Annotated in this window: 4 protein-coding genes; all 4 read right to left on the reverse strand. The window is 76.2% G+C overall.

What is annotated here, in order from left to right:
* Positions 1-66: 66 nt before the first annotated feature.
* Positions 67-2,490 (reverse strand): NAD(P)/FAD-dependent oxidoreductase, encoded by a 2,424-nt coding sequence (locus tag E4U91_RS29095; protein ID WP_168218182.1) that lies wholly within the window; start codon positions 2,488-2,490, stop codon positions 67-69.
* Between the two features lie 11 nt (positions 2,491-2,501).
* Positions 2,502-4,169 carry an NAD(P)/FAD-dependent oxidoreductase gene (locus E4U91_RS29105; protein WP_137309549.1) on the reverse strand — a complete coding sequence of 556 codons (1,668 nt, stop codon included), beginning with the start codon at positions 4,167-4,169 and terminating at the stop codon, positions 2,502-2,504.
* A 107-nt stretch (positions 4,170-4,276) separates the two neighbouring features.
* Entirely contained in the window at positions 4,277-9,700 is a 5,424-nt protein-coding gene (locus E4U91_RS29110; protein WP_137309550.1) for a type I polyketide synthase, read from the reverse strand.
* Positions 9,700-18,429, reverse strand: a complete 8,730-nt coding sequence (locus E4U91_RS29115; protein WP_137309551.1) for a type I polyketide synthase — start codon at positions 18,427-18,429, stop codon at positions 9,700-9,702. Before E4U91_RS29115 ends, E4U91_RS29110 begins: the two co-directional genes overlap by 1 nt.
* Positions 18,430-18,506 lie beyond the last annotated feature (77 nt).

An 18,506-nucleotide genomic window follows, 5' to 3' on the forward strand; every position in this document is an offset into this window, starting at 1 on the left:
GATGGTGACGCGCGGAACGGCGGCCCCGGTACCCCGGCCGGCCCCGGCTCCGTGCCGACCGGTCGGTTAGCGTTCGACGCTGGGCAGCACGGTGGCGCCCGGAGTGAGCACCCGCTGCACCAGGTGCGGCGCCCGCCGCTTCGCCCACAGCAGCACCTTGAGGCGCTTGAGCGGGGTGAAGTTGTAGTAGCGGTCCGCCGGGTCGCCGAAGCCGAACAGCGGGGGGACGAACGAGGCCGTGCGCAATTGGCCGAAGATCCGCTCCGCCGCGGCCCCCGGTGCGAGCCGCTGGTCGGCGACCTGGCGCAGCAGGCGGTCCGTGTCGTCGAACAGGGCGACGAAGCCGGCGTAGACCGGGAACCACAGGCCGGCGCCCCGGTGACGCCCCAACTCCCGCCACTGGTCGGGGCGGTCGCCCGTCGCCAGCGCGTCGTTGCGGGCGCGCTTGAGGGAGAGGGCCGCGAACATCGAGTGCAGCAGCCACACCCGGCAGAAGGCGTTCCACAGCCGGAAGTCGCTGGTCGCGGTGAGGGCGGAGCGCAGCAGCCGCTCGCCGTGCTCGATCAACGTCGCCTGGAACGTCTCCAGCGGACGGAACCGCTCGGCCGACCAGTCGCCGTCGCGGGCCGCCGCGATCAGGTGGGCGGCCGCCTCGTGGACGAGTTCCGCGGTCAGGGTCACGTCCCGGGAGAGCGTGAAGTCGCAGCGCACGGCGGAGCGGTCGAGGACGACGAAGCCGTCGCCCACGGTCCGGGTGGCCGCGTACTGCCAGGACTCGGCGCTCGCCCACGGGCGCACGGCGCTCGCCTCGGCGAACTGCCAGGACAGGTCGGGGAACTGGCGGACCAGGTGCTGGAAGTCCTCCTCCGGGGAGGCCGACCGCTGCGGCCACTGCTTGGCGTCGAGGCTCACCGCGACGCTGGTCAGCGCGCCTTCCCCGGTGCGGTCCTCGCCGAACGGCACCAGTTGCATCCAGCCGCCCGGGAAGACGACCTGCGTGGTGCCGCCCGTCCAGGGTGTGCCGCCCGCGCCCGGGTCCACCCGCCGCTCCAGCGGACGTACGCCCCTGAGGTGCGCGGTGAGGACCCGCGAGGAGTGCCGCAGCGGGCGCAGCGCCGGCTCGGGGCCGAGGCGGTCGAGGAGCGGGGCGTCGGGGCCGGACATGTCGACCACGAACTCGGCGCCCACGGCGCTGCCGTCGGCCAGCTCGACGACGAAGTCACCCGCCTCGCCGGTGACGTCGGTGAGGACGGGGCGGTTCGGGGCCGCCTTCGCGCCGTGCCGCACGGCCAGGCGGTGCACCCACGCGTCGACGTCCGGCCGGTACAGGTGCGACTCGCCGTGCTCGCTGGGCACGTTGAACTGCACGACCTGGTGCGGGCGCACCCGGGTGCCGGGGCGGGCGTAGACGAAGCCGATGCTCCGCTTCACGCCCGAGGTGCGGCGCACGTCCTCCGGCAGCTCCCCGAAGTGTCCGAGCGCCGACAGCTCGGGCACGTCGTAGCGCCGGGCGAGCAGTTCGAAGACCTCCGCGGTGTACGGCACGGTCGTCTCGCCCGCCGGTACGTCGGCGTCGTGCGGCGAGTCGACGAGCACCGTGTCGATGCCGGCCCGGGCCAGGATCGCGGCGAGCATGCCCCCGCCGAGGTGGGCGCCGAGCACGGCGACCTTGTGCCGGGGCACGGACCTCGCGGGGGCGGTGCCGGGGGCGCGGGCCGGGCGCGGGGCGCCGCCGGGGGCCGGCGCGGACGCCCGCGCCCCGCCGGCCGGTGGTCGGGTGCCGTGAGCCTGTGGCTCGGGGGATGCCGTCGCCATCGGACGGGGTCCTTCCTGTGGATCGGAAGCGGTCGTCCGGCGCGGTGCGGGGCCCGGGCCGGACACGGTGGGTGGTGCGGGGCGGTCGCCGTCGGGGTGCGTGGGGGCGGGGCGGTCGCCGTCGGTACGGACGGAGGTGGGACGGTCGCCGGCGGGGTGTACGCGGGTGGAGCGGGTGCTGTCCGGGGGCGCGGGGGTGGACCGGTCGCCGCTGATGTGTGCGGGGTGGGAGCCGTCCGGGCGCCCGGGGGCCCGGACGGCCGCCCGGGCCGCCGCAGCCGGGGCCGGTGCGGGTCCCGACGCCGCGCCCACCGCCTCCTCGGCCGGGTCCGGCGGCAGCGCGGACTCCGCCGTGCCTACCGTCTCCGCCCCCTCGCACCAGGCGGGGCCCGGGTCCGCGGGCTGGGGGGCGCGGACCTCGGCCGGTGCCCGCCGGGCGAGCAGGTCCTTGGGCGTCACCCGGCGGCGACCGCGCGGCGCGGGCACGCCCGCGACCGGGCTCGCACCGGCACCCCTTCCCGCGCTCTTGCCCGAGCCACCCGCACCCGGCCCAGCACCCGCGCCCTCGCCGTCCACCCCGGCCGGCCCACCCGGACGCCCGGCCGACCCGCCGTTCACCCCGGTCGGCTCGCCCGGACCTTCGCCCGGTCCGACTGTGCTGCTGTTCTCGGACATCGCCGCACCCCTCAGCCGTTGCGGTGCAGGCGGGAGCGGAGGAAGCCGCCGAGGGCGCCGGCGACGATGGGGCCGGTGTCGGGGGCCGCCGAGCCGTGGCGGGCCCAGCGCATGGTGCGCAGCATGCGCGGCGGGCTGGGGTTGTAGAAGCGGTTGTCCGGGTCGTGCAATCCGAACGGGGGCGGGGCGTAGCTGTCGTCCTGGAGGAGGTCGAACAGCTCGCCCGTCGCCCGGTCCGGTGTCATCAGCCCGGCCTCGACGTCGCGGCACGCCGCCCACGCGGCCTCGGTGACCTTGTTGAAGCCGACGCTCGCCGGGAACAGCGCGCCCGGGTGCGGCTGGGCCTCCAGCTCGCGCCAGATGAGGTGGTCCCCGCTGCGCTGGAACCGCACCAGGGCGTCCTGGGCGTTGAGCGTGCCGAGGACCGTGCCGAGCGCCCACATGCGAAACGTGGCGTTCCACATGCCGTAGTCGCGGAAGGACGTGAACGAGGACGACACCACGTCGTCGTGGGCCCGCACCAGGCCCTGCTGGAGCGTCTCGACGTGGCCGAAGCGCTCGGCGGAGAAGTCGTCGTCCTTGACGGCGTCGATCAGCCGCCAGGCCAGCGAGTTGACCACGTCGGTGGTGTTGGTCAGGCCGCGCGAGTACAGGGCGTCGACGAAGCCGGCCGCGTGCGAGGTCAGGCACCAGCGGTCGCCGACGACCTTGCTGGAGGAGTACTGCAGGCGTCCGGTCGACACCCACGGGCGGGCCGCCCGCGCGTCCTGGAACTGCGGCGCGATCGCCGGGAACCGCTCCAAGAACTGGGTGAACTCCCGCTCCGGGGCGAGGTCGGTCTTCGGGTGCTTGCGCGGGTCCAGGGTGAGGCCCACGCTGCACAGCCGGTTGGTGGCACCCCGGTGGTTGTCGAAGGGGATGACCCACACCCAGCCGCCGTCGAACACGTGGTGCAGCGTGCCCTGGTGCCAGGGGCTGGGGTTGTCGTGCTTCCGGCCCGCCGGGCAGTCGTCGTACGGCCGCACCCCGATCATGTGGGTGAACAGGGTGCGGGAGTGGGTGCGTTGCTGCGGCACCTCGTCGCGCAGCCCGAAGGTGCGGGCCAGCGGGGAGTTGTGGCCGCCCGCGTCGACCAGGTAGCGGGCTCGGATCGCGGGGCCGTCCGCCACGCCGAGGGTGACGCCGGAGCCGTCGATGTCGACGTCGGTGACCCGGGTGTTGAGGCGGGGGGTCGTGCCGTACCGCAGTGCCACGTTGAACATGTAGGCGTCGACGTCCTGGCGGAACATGTGCGACTCGGTGGACAGCGCCACCGGGATCACGAACTGGTTGATCTCGCGCGGGTCCTGGGCGCGGTCCTCGCGGTGGTAGACGAAGCCGAAGTTGCGCTTCTGCCCCGAGTTGGACGACACCTTCGAGCGCATCGTGGAGAAGTGGCTCAGGTGGGCGATCTCCGGCACGTCGTAGCGCGCGGCGAGGATGCGCAGCATCACGGAGGTGTACGGGATCGTCGACTCGCCCACGGCGAAGCGCGGGTGGGTGCCCGCGTCGATCAGCACGGTCTTCACGCCGTGACGGGACAGGATGGCGGCGAGGATGGAACCGGCGATGCCGGCGCCGAGGATGGCGACGTCGTGGTCCGCCGGACCGGGCGGGCCGGACGCGGGCGTCTGCTGCATGATGCTCGTTCCTCCAGAGTCGAGGCGGATCTGTGGTGCGCGCGTGGGGGGCCTTCGTGCGGGGGGAGGAGCGGGGCCCCGGCGCGGTGGCCGGGACCCCGGGCCGGTCAGGCGGCCGGCCGGTCCGCGGGCGCGTCGGGGGAGACGTGGGCCGCCCCCGGAGCGGTCTCCCGCGGTGCGCCGTCCCGCGAGGGGTGCTCCTTCTCGAACAGGTCGAGCAGGAACGCGTCCCAGTGGATGCCGGGGCAGGCGAAGAAGTCGCGGCTGCTGATCTCCAGGCGCAGGTCGTCCCGGCAGCGGCTGATCAGCTCCATCACCATCAGGCTGTCCAGGCCCAGGTCGGCCAGGCGGGTGTCCTCGGTGAGCGGCTCCAGCTCCATGCGCAGGATCGAGGAGAGCTGCGCGCGCAGGTACTCGCTCAGCGTCGCCAGCCGGTCGGCCCGGTCCAGGCCGATCAACTTGGCTCCCAGGACGCCCGGTTCGTCGTCGGCGGGCGCGTCCGCCGGCGGCGCGGAGCGGATCTCCCGCAGGATCGGCCGCTCCCGGCGGGCCTCCATCAGGTCGCGGAAGAGCGTCCAGTCCGCCGAGCACACCGTGCGGTGCGCCACGTCGTCGGCGATCGCCTCGCCGAGCAGCTCCAGCGCGTGCTCCGGGTTGAGCTGGTGCAGGCCGATGGACCGCAGGAACGCCATCACCTCGTCGTCGGCGAGCCCCGAACGGGCGCCCCACGGACCCCAGCTCACCGTCGTCGCGGCCAGACCGCGCAGCCGGCGCCAGTGCGCGAAGGAGTCCAGGAAGGCGTTGGCCGCCGAGTAGCCCGCCAGGTGCTGCGAGCCCCACACCGAGGCGATCGAGGAGAACGACACGAACAGGTCCAGCTCCGCGTCGGCGGTGGCGCTGTGCAGCGCCCAGGTGCCCTCCGCCTTGGGGTGCAGGCAGCGGTCGTACGTCTCCGGGTCGGACTCGCGCAGGAACTGCGGTTCGGACAGCCCCGCCGCGTGCACCACGCCCCGCAACGGCCGACCGGCGAGCGCCAGTTGATCGGCGAGGGCGCGCACGGCGGACTCGTCGGCGACGTCCAGCGCCACCACCCGGACGTCGGCGCCCTGCTCCTCGATGCGGCGTACGGCGGCGATGCGCGCGGCCGTCGTGTCGTCGAGCCCGGCCTCGTCCCAGCGGGCGCGCTCCGGCAGCCCGCGCCGGCCGGCCAGCACGACGGTGCCCGCGCCGGAACGCGCCAGCCACTCGCCGACCAGCAGACCGAGGCTGCCCAGGCCGCCGGTGACCAGGTAGCTGCCGAGGTCGCTCAGGCGCGGCGGCGGCCGCTCGCCGTCCGCGGCGGGCACCGCGACCAGGCGGGGCACCAGGATGCGGCCGCCGCGGCGGGCGCTGAGGTCCTCCACGGTCTCGGTGGCCGGCAGGGCCGCGATCTGCGCGGCCTCGTCGGCGGACCCGGCCGGGTCCAGGTCGAGCAGCCCGCCCCACAGCTCGGGGTGCTCCAGCGCGGCCACCTTGCCCAGGCCCCACAGCGGGCCGGCCGCCAGGCACAGCGCGTGCTGCTCGGGGCCGGTCCACTGGGCGCCGCGGGTCACGGCCCACACCCGGGTCGTGGCCTCGGCGGCCGCGAGCCCCTTCAGCAGGGCCAGGAACACGTGCTCGCCGTCCGCGCGGGCCCGCCCGACGGCCCCGGCGTCGCAGTCCCCGGCCGGCAGGTCCAGGGCGGACAGCAGCAGGACGTGGTCGTAGGACGCGGCGTCCGCCACGGACGGCACGGCGGCCGCGGCGAGCGTCACCTCGGCGCCGCGCAGCCCGAGCTGCTCGGCGGCGCCCGGGGCCGCGTCCGCGCCGCCCAGGAGCAGCACGCGCTGCCCGGTCAGGTCGCGCTCCTGGAAGCCGGCCGGGTCGACGGGCCGCCACTCCTCCTGCCAGACGGTCTCCTCGCGCACCGTGCGCGGCACTTCCGGCGCGGGCTGGGCCGAGGCGCGCAGCCGTACGTCGCGCATCGCGATGAGCACGCTGCCGTCGGCGCCCAGGATCTCCAGGCCGCCGCGCAGCCCGCCGTCCTCGTCGGCCGGGTCGAGCCAGCCGTGGACGTAACGGCGGGTGCCCGACGGCACGGGGGTCGGCGAGGGCGTGGCACCGGGCCGGGGGGCGTGCTCGGACTGGCGCAGCAGGCCCAGCGTCAGGTCCAGCAGGGCACCGCGCGGGAGCCGTTCGGCGGCCTGGTTGACCTCGGCCAGGACCTCGCCGCGGCCCTGGTAGACCTCGGTGAGCACCGGCTCCGCCCACTCGGGCACGCTCAGCGCGGCCGGGTCGACGGGCGCGCAGCGGGCCCGTACGGCGTCCAGGTCGCCGCCCGCGTCCGCCGGCGGGCGGCGCACCAGGACACCGCGGGCGTGCAGCCGCCAGCTGCCGCTCTCTGCGGACTCCACGCCGTGCCGGGAGAAGCACAGGAACAGCGAGCGGCCCTCGTCGTCCTGCGGCAGCACGTACACCCGGATCCGCGCGGGCCGGTGACCGGGGTCGACGCGCAGCGGCTCGCCCACCACGAACCGGTCCACCAGCCGCGGCTGGGCGCCGGGCAGCTTCGCGGCGCCGGTCAGCGCCCAGTTGCAGAAGCCGCCCGCCGAGACCTGCCGCCGCCCGTCCTGGCCGGTCAGCGTGAACACCTCGGGCAGCTCGTCGAGGTCGGGCGAGAAGGTCGGCGGCCCGGACAGCAGGTGCCCCTCGAACAGGGCGCCCGGCGCGTCGTCGGCGGGCAGCGTCGTGGGCGGTCCCGCCTGCTCGTCGTCGTTGAACCAGTACCGCTCGCGCTGCCACGGGTAGCTCGGCAGGTCGGTGCGGCGCGGCTGTTCGGCGGCGTGCACCGCGTTCCAGTCGACCGGGACCCCGCGGTGGTGCAGGGCGCCGAGGGCCTGGCCGACGATGTGTGCGTCGTCGTGGCCGCGGCGCAGCGAGGGGATCCAGGCCACGCCCTCCTCCGGCAGGCAGCGCGCCCCGAGCCCCAGCAGCACCGGCGCCGGGCCCAGCTCCAGGAAGGTGCGGCAGCCCGTCTCGTACAGGGCGGTGACGCCGGCGTAGAACCGCACGGGCGCCAGGACGTGTTCGGACCAGTAGGCGGGCCGCAGTTGCTCGGGGCCCCACTCGCGGCCGGTGACGTCGGAGATGACCGGGTACTTCGGCTCGTGGAAGGTCAGTGTCTCGGTGACCGCCCGGAACTCCTGGAGCATCGGCGCCATGAGCGGGGAGTGGAAGGCGTGCGACACCGACAGCCGGCGGTGCTTGACGCCCCGCCCGGCGAGCAGGGCGACGACCTTGTCGACCTCCTCCCACGGGCCCGAGAGGACCACGTCCGTCGGCCCGTTGACCGCGGCGACCGAGGTGCCCGGCAGCGGGCCCGCCTCGGCGAGCGCGGCGCGCACGGTCTCCTCGTCGCACACCAGCGTCTCCATCACGCCGCCCTCGGGCAGCGCCTCCATCAGCCGCGCCCGGGCCGTGACCAGCCGGGCCGCGTCCGCCAGGGAGTGCACGCCAGCCACGCAGGCGGCGGTGATCTCACCGAGGCTGTGCCCGATCAGCGCGGCCGGCCGGACGCCCCACGCCTCCCACATCCGCGCCAGCGCGTACTCCACGGCGAACAGCGCGGGCTGGGTGAACCCGGTGCGGTCGATCCGCTCGTCGTCGATGCCGCCCGCGAGGACCGGGCCCAGCGGCTCGGGCAGGTGCGCGTCCAGCGCGGCCACGCACTCGGCGAGCGCCTCGGCGAACACCGGCTCCGACGCGGCCAGTCCGGCCGCCATCCCGGCGTACTGTGAGCCCTGCCCGGTGAACATCCAGCCCACCCGGCGGGCCTTGGCGCCCGTCGGGCCGTGCACGCCCACCTGCTCGGCCCGCTCCCCGGCCGCGAACGCCCGCAGTCCCTCGGCGAGTTGCCCGGCGTCACCGGTCACGGACAGGCCGTGCCGCATCCGGGCGCGGCCGATGTGCGTCGAGTAGCAGATGTCCGACAGGGTCCGCGGGTCGGCGTCGCGCACCGTCTCCTCGTACGCCGTCGCCATCGCCCGCAGCGCCTGCGGGGTGTTGGCGCTGAGCGTCAGCAGGCCCACCGCGCGCGGGGTCCCGGCGCGCGGCGCCGGCTGCGGGGCCTCGGCGATCACGGTGTGCGCGTTGGTGCCGCTCGCGCCGAAGCTGCTCACCCCGGCGACGCGCGGCCCGGACGGCCAGCCGGTCTTCTCCGTGGTCACCTTCAGGTTCAGCCCGTCCCACGGGACCTGCGGGTTCGGCTCGTCCAGGTGCAGGTGCCGGGGCAGCTCGCCCTTCTGCAGGGCCAGGACCACCTTCAGCATGCCCGCCGCACCCGCGGCCGGCTCCAGGTGGCCGATGTTGGTCTTCACCGAGCCGACCAGCAGCGGCCGGCCCTGCGGGCGGCCCGGGCCCGTGACGGCGTTCAGCGCGGTCAGCTCGATCGGGTCGCCCAGCTGGGTGCCGGTGCCGTGCGCCTCGACGTACGACAGCTCGGCGGGGGAGACCCCGGCGTCCTTCAGCGCGGAGGTGATGACGTTCTGCTGGGCGGCCGGGTTCGGCACGGTCAGGCCGCTGCTGCGCCCGTCGTGCTCGGTGGCCACCCCGCGCACCACCGCGAGGACGCGGTCCCCGGCGGCCTCGGCGTCCGCCAGCCGCTTCAGCACGAAGATCGCGCCGCCCTCGCCGCGGGCGTACCCGTCCGCCGAGGCGTCGAAGGTCTTGCAGCGGCCGTCGGGCGACAGCGCCCGCAACTTGCTGACCAGCACGAAGCCGTACGGCGACAGCATCAGGTTGACCCCGCCGACCAGCGCCATGTCGCAGGCCCGCGAGCGCAGCGACAGCACCGCCTGCTCCAGCGCGACCAGCGACGACGAGCACGCCGTGTCGATGACCATGCTGGGGCCCTGGAAGCCGAAGGTGTACGACACCCGTCCGGCCAGGAAGCTCGGCTCGCCGATCAGCTGGTAGGCGTCGACGTCGGCCATCGAGCCCTTCTGCTGCCGCATCCGCACGTAGTCACTGGTGCTCGCGCCGAGGAACACGCCGACCCGGCTGCCCTCCAGCTCGGTGGGCGGCAGGCAGGCGCTCTCCATGGCCTCCCAGGCCAGTTCCAGCACCAGGCGCTGCTGCGGGTCCATGCCGGCCGCCTCGCGCGGCGAGATGCCGAACACCGTCGGGTCGAAGGTGTCCACCGGGCCGTCGAGGAAGTGTCCCGCCAGCGTGTACGCGGTGCCCGGGTGGTCGGGGTCGGGGTGGTAGAAGCCCTCCACGGGGTGGCGTTCCTCGGGGAAGGGCGCGGTGGAGTCGTGGCCGTCGGCCAGCGACTGCCAGAACTCCTCGGGGCTCGCGCCCCCCGGCAGCCGGCAGGAGAGCCCGATCACCGCGAGCGGCTGTGGGCGCTGCAACTCCTCGACCCGCGCCCGCAGGGTGCGGATGGTGCCGAGGGAGTCCTTCAGCCGGCCGCGCAGGACGTCCTGGCTCGGCTGCTCGGCGTGGCTCTTGGTCATCAGCTCTCCTCAAGACCGAAGTTCTGTGCGTCGGAGATCTCCGCCTCCAACTGGCGCAGCAGTTCGTCGTCGTCCAGTTCGTCGAGTGCGTCGTGGCCGCCGGCCGCGGCGGGCGCGTCCGGGGCGTCCTCGGGTGCGGCGGCCCCCTCGGTCGTCCCCACCGGGAAGCCGAGCCGTTCCAGCAGGTGCGCGGTGAGGGCGTCGGCGGTGGGGTGCTCGAAGGCGACCGTCGAGGACAGCTCCACGTCCAGCGCCCGCACCAGCCGCAACCGCAGGGTCAGCGACATCACCGAGTCCATGCCGAGCTCGAAGAAGCCCTGGTCGGAGCGGAGTTCGTCCTCCGTGAGGCCGAGCACGGCGGCCACCTGGGAGCACACCCAGTCCAGCGTGCGGTCCCGGCGCCGCTCGGGGTCCAGGCCCTCCAGCGAGGCCACGAACTCGGTGCCGTCGACCTGTGCCGGCCCGCCCAGCACCGCCGCGAACAGCTCCCGGTGCGGGGCGTCGCCCAGCGCGGTGCGGAACAGCCCCCAGTCGATGTCGGCGACCGCGGTGTGCACGGTGTGGTCCCAGGCCAGCCGGTCCAGCGCGGCCACCAGGTCCTGCTCGGTCAGCGGGGCGATGCCGCTGGACTTCAGCAGTAACGTCGTCCGTTCGTCCAGGAGTTCGCCGCCGGTGAGGGGCATCAGCTCCAGGTGGGCCACCGGCAGCCCGCCCGCCCGGCGCCGGGCCGCGAGCGCGCGCAGCGCCCAGTCGGACGGCGCGGTCGCCCCGGTCACGGCGCCGCCCCACGTGCCGGGCACCGAGCCCAGCAGCACGAACAGCCCGAGCGGGTCCTTCGCGGTGTGGCGGTGCAGCAGTTCGGCGGTCGCGGCCCGGTCCAGCGCCGCGTGCAGCACCTCGGTGGTCGTCTCCTCCAGCGGTACGGCCGCCCCCGGGGCGCCCGCGCACACCACGCCCGCGATGCCCGTGTCGGCGCGCAACACCTCGACGAGTGACAGGAGTTCCTCGCGGGTGCCGTGGGTGGCGGCGAGCCGGACCTGGAGGCCCCCGGCGCGCCAGGCGGCGAGCCGGTCGGGCTCGCCGGCCGGCTCGGGCCGCGTGTCCACCAGCACGATCCGCCGGGCCCCGGCCGCGGCCAGCCAGTCCACCACCGCGGGGGCCAGCGGGCCGTCCGCGCCGGTCACCAGGTGCCAGCGGTCCGCGGGCAGCGTCCGGCGGGTCGTCGCCGCGGGTGCCTCGGCCCGCACCAGGGCGCCGGTCCAGGCCCGGGCGTGCTCGATGCGCACATGCTCGTCCCCGGGCGCGCCCAGCAACCGGTCGGTCAGGGTGCGCAGTTCCTCCGCGCTGCCGTGGGTCAGGTCGACGTGGCCGCCCCAGGCGTCCGGGCGGGTCATGGCCAGGGTGCGGCCCAGCCCCGCGTGGCCGCCCTGGGCGCCGTCCGGGTAGCCGCTGTGCCCGGTGGGCAGCAGGGCGTTGCGGGTGACCAGCCACAGCCGCGGCACGCTGCCCGCGGCGTCGGCCAGGGCCGCGGTGAGCGCGACCGTGGCGTGCCAGCCCTCGGGGCGCGAGTCCAGGTCCTCCAGCGGCCACAGGTCCACCAGCGCGCTGGTCGGTTCGTTGGCGTGCACGCCGAGCAGCGTGTCCCAGGCGTCGCGGTCGGCCGGGTCGACGACCAGGTCGTGCGGGCCGCCCGCGGTGCCGACCGCCGTGGAGCGCACGCGCCGCACGTCGCAGCCCGCCGCGCGCAGCTGCTCCGCGACCGCGCCGGCCAGGTGGTCGGTGTCGCCGCACACCAGCCAGCGGCGGGCCGCGGCCGGGGAGTCGTCGCGCGGCGGCGCGTGGCGCTCGGCCGGCCGCCACACCATGCGGTAGAGCATGCTCTCCAGCCGGTCCGCCCCGGCGTCCGCCGCGCGCGGCGGCTCCACGGGCGCCAGCCGCAGGCCGGTCAGCTCCGCCACGGCCCGCCCGGCCGCGTCCAGCACCACGAGGTCCGCCTCGACCGTGCCGTCGCCGTCCGTGCGCAGCGGGCCGCGACGCACGCGGACGGTGCCGTCGACCGCCGCCCGCACCCGCACCGAGGCGAGCGCGACCGGCCGTGTCCGGGTGTTGTCGGCCGTCAACCGCACCGCGAGATTGAGGAGTTGGTCGGGCAGCCGGTTGCGTGAGGCGCCGTCGGGGAGCCGTACGGCCGCCTCCGCCTCACTCCGGCCGCTGCCCGCGGACTCGATCACCGTGCCCGGCAGCGCCTCGGACAGCTCGGCGCGCAGGGGCTCGTCGTCGGCGAGGTCCGCCCAGGTGGTGCGGGCCGGCTCGCGCAGCAGCCCCTGGGGGAAGCCGTCGTCCAACTCGGCCGTCAGGGACGCCTCGTGGGGCGCGTTCTCGGCCGTCGCCCGCAGCACCAGGCTGCCCTGCCGGGTGTCGACCACCGCCTGGAGCGCCGTCCGGCCGTCGCCGTCCGTGTCCGGCGCCGGACCGAACCGCACCCCGCCGAGGGCGGGCGCCGCCGATCCCGTGGCGGCCGCCGCGGCGAGCGCCGCCTCCAGCAGCGCCGCCACCGACACCGTCGTACGGGAGCCGTCGGACGCCGTCTGCCAGGGGCTGCGGGTGCCGTCCACCGTCACCGGCAGCAGCGCCGTCCAGGGGGCGTGCGCCGGACGGACCGGCGCGCCGACCAGACCGGAACGGGCGTCCGGTCGGTCCGCCGGGGCCTCGGGCAGCCAGTGCTCCTTGCGCTGCCAGGGGTACGGCGGCAGGTCCACGACCCGGCGGCCCGGTCCCGCGAACGCCGCCCAGTCGACCGGCACCCCGTGCGCGTGCAGCGCGCCCAGGGTGGTCAGCAGCGCACCGACCTCGTCCTCGTCGCGCACCAGCGAGGGCAGCACCAGCGGGCGTCCGGCGCCGGCCGCCGCCAGGGACTCCTCGGCGCCCGACACCAGCAGCGGGTGCGGCGAGATCTCCAGGAACGCCCGCTCGTCGGCGTCCTCGACCGCGCCCACCGCGTCCTGGAACCACACGGTGTCGCGCAGGTTGCGGCCCCAGTAGGCCGCGGTCAGCTCGGTGCCGGGCACCTCGCCGCCCGTGACGGACGAGTAGAACGGGATCCGCGCCGGGGACGGCACCAGGTGGGCCAGGCCCGCCTCCAGCCGCACGCGCAGCGGGTCCATCAGCGGCGAGTGCGGGGCGACCGGCACCTTCACCCGGCGCACGAACACGTTGGCCTCGGTGAGCTCCTCGGTCAGCTCCGCCAGCGCGTCCACGTCCCCCGCGACGACCGTCGTACGGGGGCCGTTGACCGTGGCGATGCCCAGCTTGTCCTCGTACAGCACCAGGTAGGGCGCCAGTTCCTCGCGGCCCAGGCCGACGACCACCGAACCGCCCGTGCCGACCAGGCTGTCCAGCAGCCGCGAGCGCAGGCACAGGATCTCCGCCGCCTGTCCCAGCGTCAGCGCCCCGGCCGCCCAGGCCGCGGCCACCTCGCCCATGCTGTGCCCGACCACCGCCGACGGCTCCACGCCCCAGCTGCGCCACAGCGCGACCAGGCCGACCTGCACGGCGAAGATCAGCTCCTGCGGGATGCCCTCGTCGAAGGGCCGGCTGTCCGGTTCCCCGCGCAGCGACGCCAGCGGCGACCAGCCGATCCGGGTGCGCATCTCCTCCTCGCAGGCCAGCACCGCGTCCCGGAAGACCGGCTCGCTCTCCAGCAGGGCGCGGCCCATGCCGGCCCACTGGGAGCCGAAGCCGGAGAAGACGAACACACAGCCCCGGGCGGTGTCCGCGGTGCCGGTGAGCACCCCGGGGTGTTCCTCGCCGCGGGCCAGGGCGCGCAGGGCCGAGCGGACCGCGACGACGTCCCGGCCCACGGCGACCGCGCGCTGCTCCAGGTGGCTGCGGCGCGCTCCGGCGGTGTACGCCAGGTCGGCGAGGTCCCGCGCGCCCGCCGTCTCCAGCAGCGTCAGGTACTGCCGGGCGGCGGCGGGCAGCGCGGAGTCGTGGGCGGCGGACAGCGGCAGCGCGAAGCGCTCCGGGGGTTCGGCGGTTTCCGGCGCGGCCGGCGCGACGGCGGCGGGCGCGGGCGGTTCGGCGACCAGGACGTGCGCGTTGGTGCCGGTGAACCCGAAGGAGCTGACACCGGCGATGCGGCGCCGGTCCGGCTCGGGCCAGGACCCGCTGCCCGCCGCGATCCGCAGGCCCAGCCGGTCCCAGTCGACCTGTCCGGTCGGCCGGGTGGTGACGCCCACGTGCGGGGCGATCCGCCCGTGGTGGACCGACAGCACCGCCTTGATCAGCCCGGCCATGCCGGCCGACGCCTCCAGGTGCCCGATGTTCGGCTTGGCCGAACCGACCACCAGCGGAGCTCCGTCGGCACCGCCCGGGCGCAACGCGGCGGCCAGCGCCCGCAGTTCGATCGGGTCGCCCAGCGGGGTGCCGGTGCCGTGCGCCTCGGCGTACCCGACCTCACGACCCGTCAGGCCGGCCTGCTGCAAGGCCTGTTCGATCAGCGCCTTCTGCGCGGTGCCGTTCGGCACGGTCAGCCCACTGCTCGCGCCGTCCTGGTTGACCGCGCTGCCGGGCAGCACCGCGTACACCCGGTCGCCGTCCGCCAGGGCGGCCGACAGCCGCTTCAGGACGACGGCGCCCGAGCCCTCGCCGCGCAGGTAGCCGTCGGCCGCCTCGTCGAAGGTGCGGCAGTGCCCGGACGGCGACAGCGCGCCGCCCGCCGACACCGACACCGGGATGACCGGGCTGAGGATCACGTTGACCCCGCCGGCCACCGCCAGGTCGCTCTCCCCGGAGCGCAGGCTCTGCACGGCCAGGTGCACGGCGGTCAGCGAGGAGGAGCAGGCGGTGTCCACGGCCATGCTGGGGCCGGTCAGCCCCAGGAAGTACGACAGCCGTCCGGCCGCCCCCGCGAAGGAGTTGCCCGTGCCGTAGTACAGGTCGACCTCCTCCAGCCGGGTGCCGACGTGCTGGGAGTGGTCGTTGCTGTTCATCCCGACGAACACGCCGGTGGCCGAGCCGCGCAGCTTGTCCCGGGTGGCGCCCGCGTCCTCCAGCGCCTCGTAGGCGACCTCCAGGAAGAGCCGGTGCTGCGGGTCGAGGCTGCGGGCCTCGCGGGGGGAGACCCGGAAGAACGCCGCGTCGAAGCCGCGCACGTCGTCGAGGTAGCCGCCGCGCAGTGAGGTCATGGTGCCGGGCGTCCAGGCGCCCTCGGCGAGGAATGCCTTGCCGTCCCACCGGTCGGGCGGGACGTCGCGGATGACCTCGCGGCCGTCGGTGAGCAGCTGCCAGTAGGCGTCCACGGAGGGGCTGCCGGGGAAGCGGCAGCTCATGCCGACGACGGCGATGGGGTCGTCGGCGGGCGCGGGGGCCGCGGCAGGGGCGGGGGCGGGGGTGACGTCGGCGGCCGCTGCCGCCTCGGCGGTGGCGGCCTCCGGGACCGCCTCCGCCTCGGCCGCCCGCGCCTCCCGCTCCAGCACCGACGGCAGCAGGTGGTCGACCAGTTCGTCCAGGCAGGGCCGCTCGAACGGTGTCGACAGCGGGATGTCCAGGCCGAGTTCGAGACCGAGGCGGTCCACGAACTCCACGATGGTCAGCGAGTCCAGGCCCAGGTCGGCGAAGCCGCGCCGGGGCGGGATGCGCCGGGCGGGGTCCTGGCCGAGGACCGTGGCGAGCACCTCGGAGGTGCGCCGCAGCAGCGCGCGGCGCCGCCGCTCGGGCGACACCGGGGCGGGCCCGTTGCCCGTGGGGGAGGCGTCCGCTCGCGGTCCGGCGGGCGTGGGGGAGACGTCCGCCGCGACCCCGCTCCGCCTCCCGGCGGGGTCGGCGGCGGACGCGTCGACATCCCGGCCGGCCCCGTCGGGGGCCGGGGCCGTGGCCGGGAGGTCACCGGCGGCGAAGGGGGTGTCCGCCGGCGTCGTGGGGCCGCCCGGGAGCGGCCCGTCGGTGGGGGAGCCGGTGAGGTCCACCTGCCGGGCGGGCCCCACCGGACGTCCCTCGGGGTCGAGGAGCTGGAAGGCGAGCCGGGCCGCCGGCACCGCGCCGTCGGGCACCGCGCCCGGCGCGTACTGGGTGCCGGGCGTGATGCCGGGCAGCCAGAACGACTCGTGCTGCCAGGGGTGGCGGGGCAGCTCGGTGAGCCGGCCGGGCACCAGGTCGTCCCAGCGGACCTCGGCGCCCGCGCAGTGCAGCGCGGCGAGCGAGGCGAGCAGCGCGGCGGGGCCGTCCGCGTCCCGGCGCAGCGAACCGACCGCGACACCCTGGCGGCGCAGCCGGCCCAGCCCGTCGTTCAGCGGCCGCACCAGGGTGGGGTGCGGGCCGATCTCGACGAAGTCGGCGCCCCGGTCGGCCAGCAGGCCCGCCACGGCCGGCCAGAACCGCACCGGGCGCAGCACGTTGGCCGCCCAGTAGTCGGCGTCCAGCACGGCGGGCGGGTCCTCGGGCGCCGCCGTGGAGACGAACGACGCGGGGCGCGGGACCGGCGGCAGGCCGGCCAGCTCGGCGCGCAGCAGCTCGGCGTACGGCGCCATGGCCGGGCTGTGGAAGGCGTAGTCGCCGGGGACGAAGCGGGCGGACACCGAGCGCTCGCGCAGCAGGTCGGCGATCGCGGTCAGGTCCTCCTCGCGCCCGGCGAGGACGGTCGCGGCCGGGCCGTTGACGGCGGCGACGGTGACCGGCCGGCCGGTGCCCCCGGCGGTGTGCAGGGCCTCGTCCTCGGGCAGCGCCACCGCCAGCATCCGCCCGGTGCCCGCGGCGTCGGCCATGATCCGGCCGCGCAGCACCGCCAGGCGCAGCGCGGTGCGCTGGTCGAGGGCGCCGGCGCAGGCGGCGGCGGAGATCTCGCCCAGGCTGTGCCCGATCACCTCGGTCGGGGCCGGGCCGCGCGCCCGCCACACGTCGGCGAGCGCCAACTGGAGCGCGACGACCGCTGGTTGGGCGAGATCGGTGGCGGTCAGGTCGCCCTCGGCGAGCAGGTCGCGCAGCGGGGGCAGACCGGCCTCCCTCAGGACCGCGTCGCTGCGCTCCAGCGAGGCCGCGGCGACCGGGTCACGGTCCCACAGGTCCAGGCCCATGCCCTGCCACTGCGTGCCCTGTCCGGAGAAGACGAACACGGTGCGGTGCCGGCGGCGCGGCTCGGCGGTACCGGTGACGGTCCGCTCGTCGGGTTCGCCCCCGGCGAGGGCCCGCAGGGAGGCGCGCAGTTCCCCGGCGTCGGCGCCGACCACCGTGGCGCGGGTCTCGTGGTGGGTGCGCCGGACCGCGGCGGTGTGCAGCACGTCGGCCAGCGGCTCCTCGCCCTCCAGGGTGTCCGCGAGGTCGCGGGCCCGCTCGCGCAGCGCGGTCTCGGTGGAGCCCGACAGCAGCAGCACCCGGGGGCCCTGTCCGGCGGCGGCGTCGGGGGTGTCGTCGGCGGGGCCGGGGGGCGCCGGGGACAGCAGGACGTGCGCGTTGGTGCCGCTCAGGCCGAAGGCGCTGACCCCGAACAGGGTGTCCTCGCCCGCCTCGACGGGCACGGCCTCGGCGGAGATGCTCAGGCCGCCGTCCTGCCAGGCGATCGCCGGGTTGGGCGTGCCGAGGTGCAACTGGGGCGGCACCAGCCGGTGCTGGGCGGTCAGGGCGGTCTTGATGAGCGCGGCGACCCCGGCGGCGGCGTCCGTGTGACCGAAGTTGGCCTTGTGCGAGCCGATGTGCAGCGGCCTCTCGCCGGGCCGGCCGGGGCCGAACACCTGCTGGAGGGCGTACGCCTCGATCGGGTCGCCGAGCGGGGTGCCGGTGCCGTGGGTCTCGACGAACGCGACCTGCTCCGGGCTCGCCCCGGCCCGGGTCAGCGCGTCGCGCAGCAGGGCCTCCTGCGCGGAGGCGTTGGGCACGGTCAGGCCCGCGCTGCGGCCGTCGTGGTTGAAGGCGCTGGACCGGATCACGGCCAGCACCCGGTCGCCGTCGGCGAGCGCGTCGTCCAGGCGCTTGAGGACCACGACACCGCAGCCCTCGCCGCGCACGATGCCGTCGGCGGCGGCCGAGAACGGCTTGCAGCGGCCGGTCGGCGACAGCGCCTGCACCTTGCTCATGAACACCGACAGCTCGGGGCTGGCGAGGACGTTGACGCCGCCGGCCAGCGCGGTGTCGGCCTCGCCGCTCGCCAGGCTGCGGCAGGCCAGGTGCACGGCGACCAGCGACGAGGAGCAGGCGGTGTTCACCGCGAGCGCCGGTCCGTGCAGGCCCAGGGTGTAGGCGACGCGGCCGGCGGCGAAGCTGAACTCCTTGCCGCTCGCGTAGTACGGGTCGATCGTCCGGATGCCCCGGGTCTTGGAGTGCAGCAGGGTGTAGTCCATGCCGAGCAGGCCGAAGAACACCCCGGTACGGGACCCGGCCAGCTTCGGCTTGGTCTGCCCGGCGTGCTCCAGGGCCTCCCAGGACACCTCGAGCAGCAGCCGCTGCTGGGGGTCCATCTCGCGGGCCTCGCGGAAGGAGATGCCGAAGAAGTCCGCGTCGAACGCGTCGAGTCCGGGCAGGACGCCGGCCCAGCGGCAGTAGCCGGTGCCGGGCGCGGAGCCGTCCTCGCTGACGTACTCCGGTCCCCAGCGCTCGGGCGGGATCTCGCCGATGACGTCGACGCCGTCGCGCAGGACGCGCCAGAAGGACTCGGGGTCGACCACCCCGCCCGGGTAACGGCAGCCGATGCCGACGAGGGCGATGGCCGGGTCGGTGCTGGTTGCGCTGCGGGCGGGCATGGGTCCCCCTTGGTGGAGTGCGACGGGCGGGTGCGTGGGTGCCGGCGGAACGCGCCGCGGCGGGCGGCCCGGGTGGC

It is taken from the genome of Streptomyces lasalocidi, from assembly GCF_005280215.1.
Taxonomy (GTDB): domain Bacteria; phylum Actinomycetota; class Actinomycetes; order Streptomycetales; family Streptomycetaceae; genus Streptomyces; species Streptomyces longwoodensis.

Bases quoted from the DNA above. Each gene is read 5' to 3' on its own strand.
- E4U91_RS29095 (WP_168218182.1), bottom strand. From the start codon at position 2,490: ATGTCCGAGAACAGCAGCACAGTCGGACCGGGCGAAGGTCCGGGCGAG.
- E4U91_RS29110 (WP_137309550.1), bottom strand. From the start codon at position 9,700: ATGACCAAGAGCCACGCCGAGCAGCCGAGCCAGGACGTCCTGCGCGGC.
- E4U91_RS29115 (WP_137309551.1), bottom strand. From the start codon at position 18,429: ATGCCCGCCCGCAGCGCAACCAGCACCGACCCGGCCATCGCCCTCGTC.
- E4U91_RS29105 (WP_137309549.1), bottom strand. From the start codon at position 4,169: ATGCAGCAGACGCCCGCGTCCGGCCCGCCCGGTCCGGCGGACCACGAC.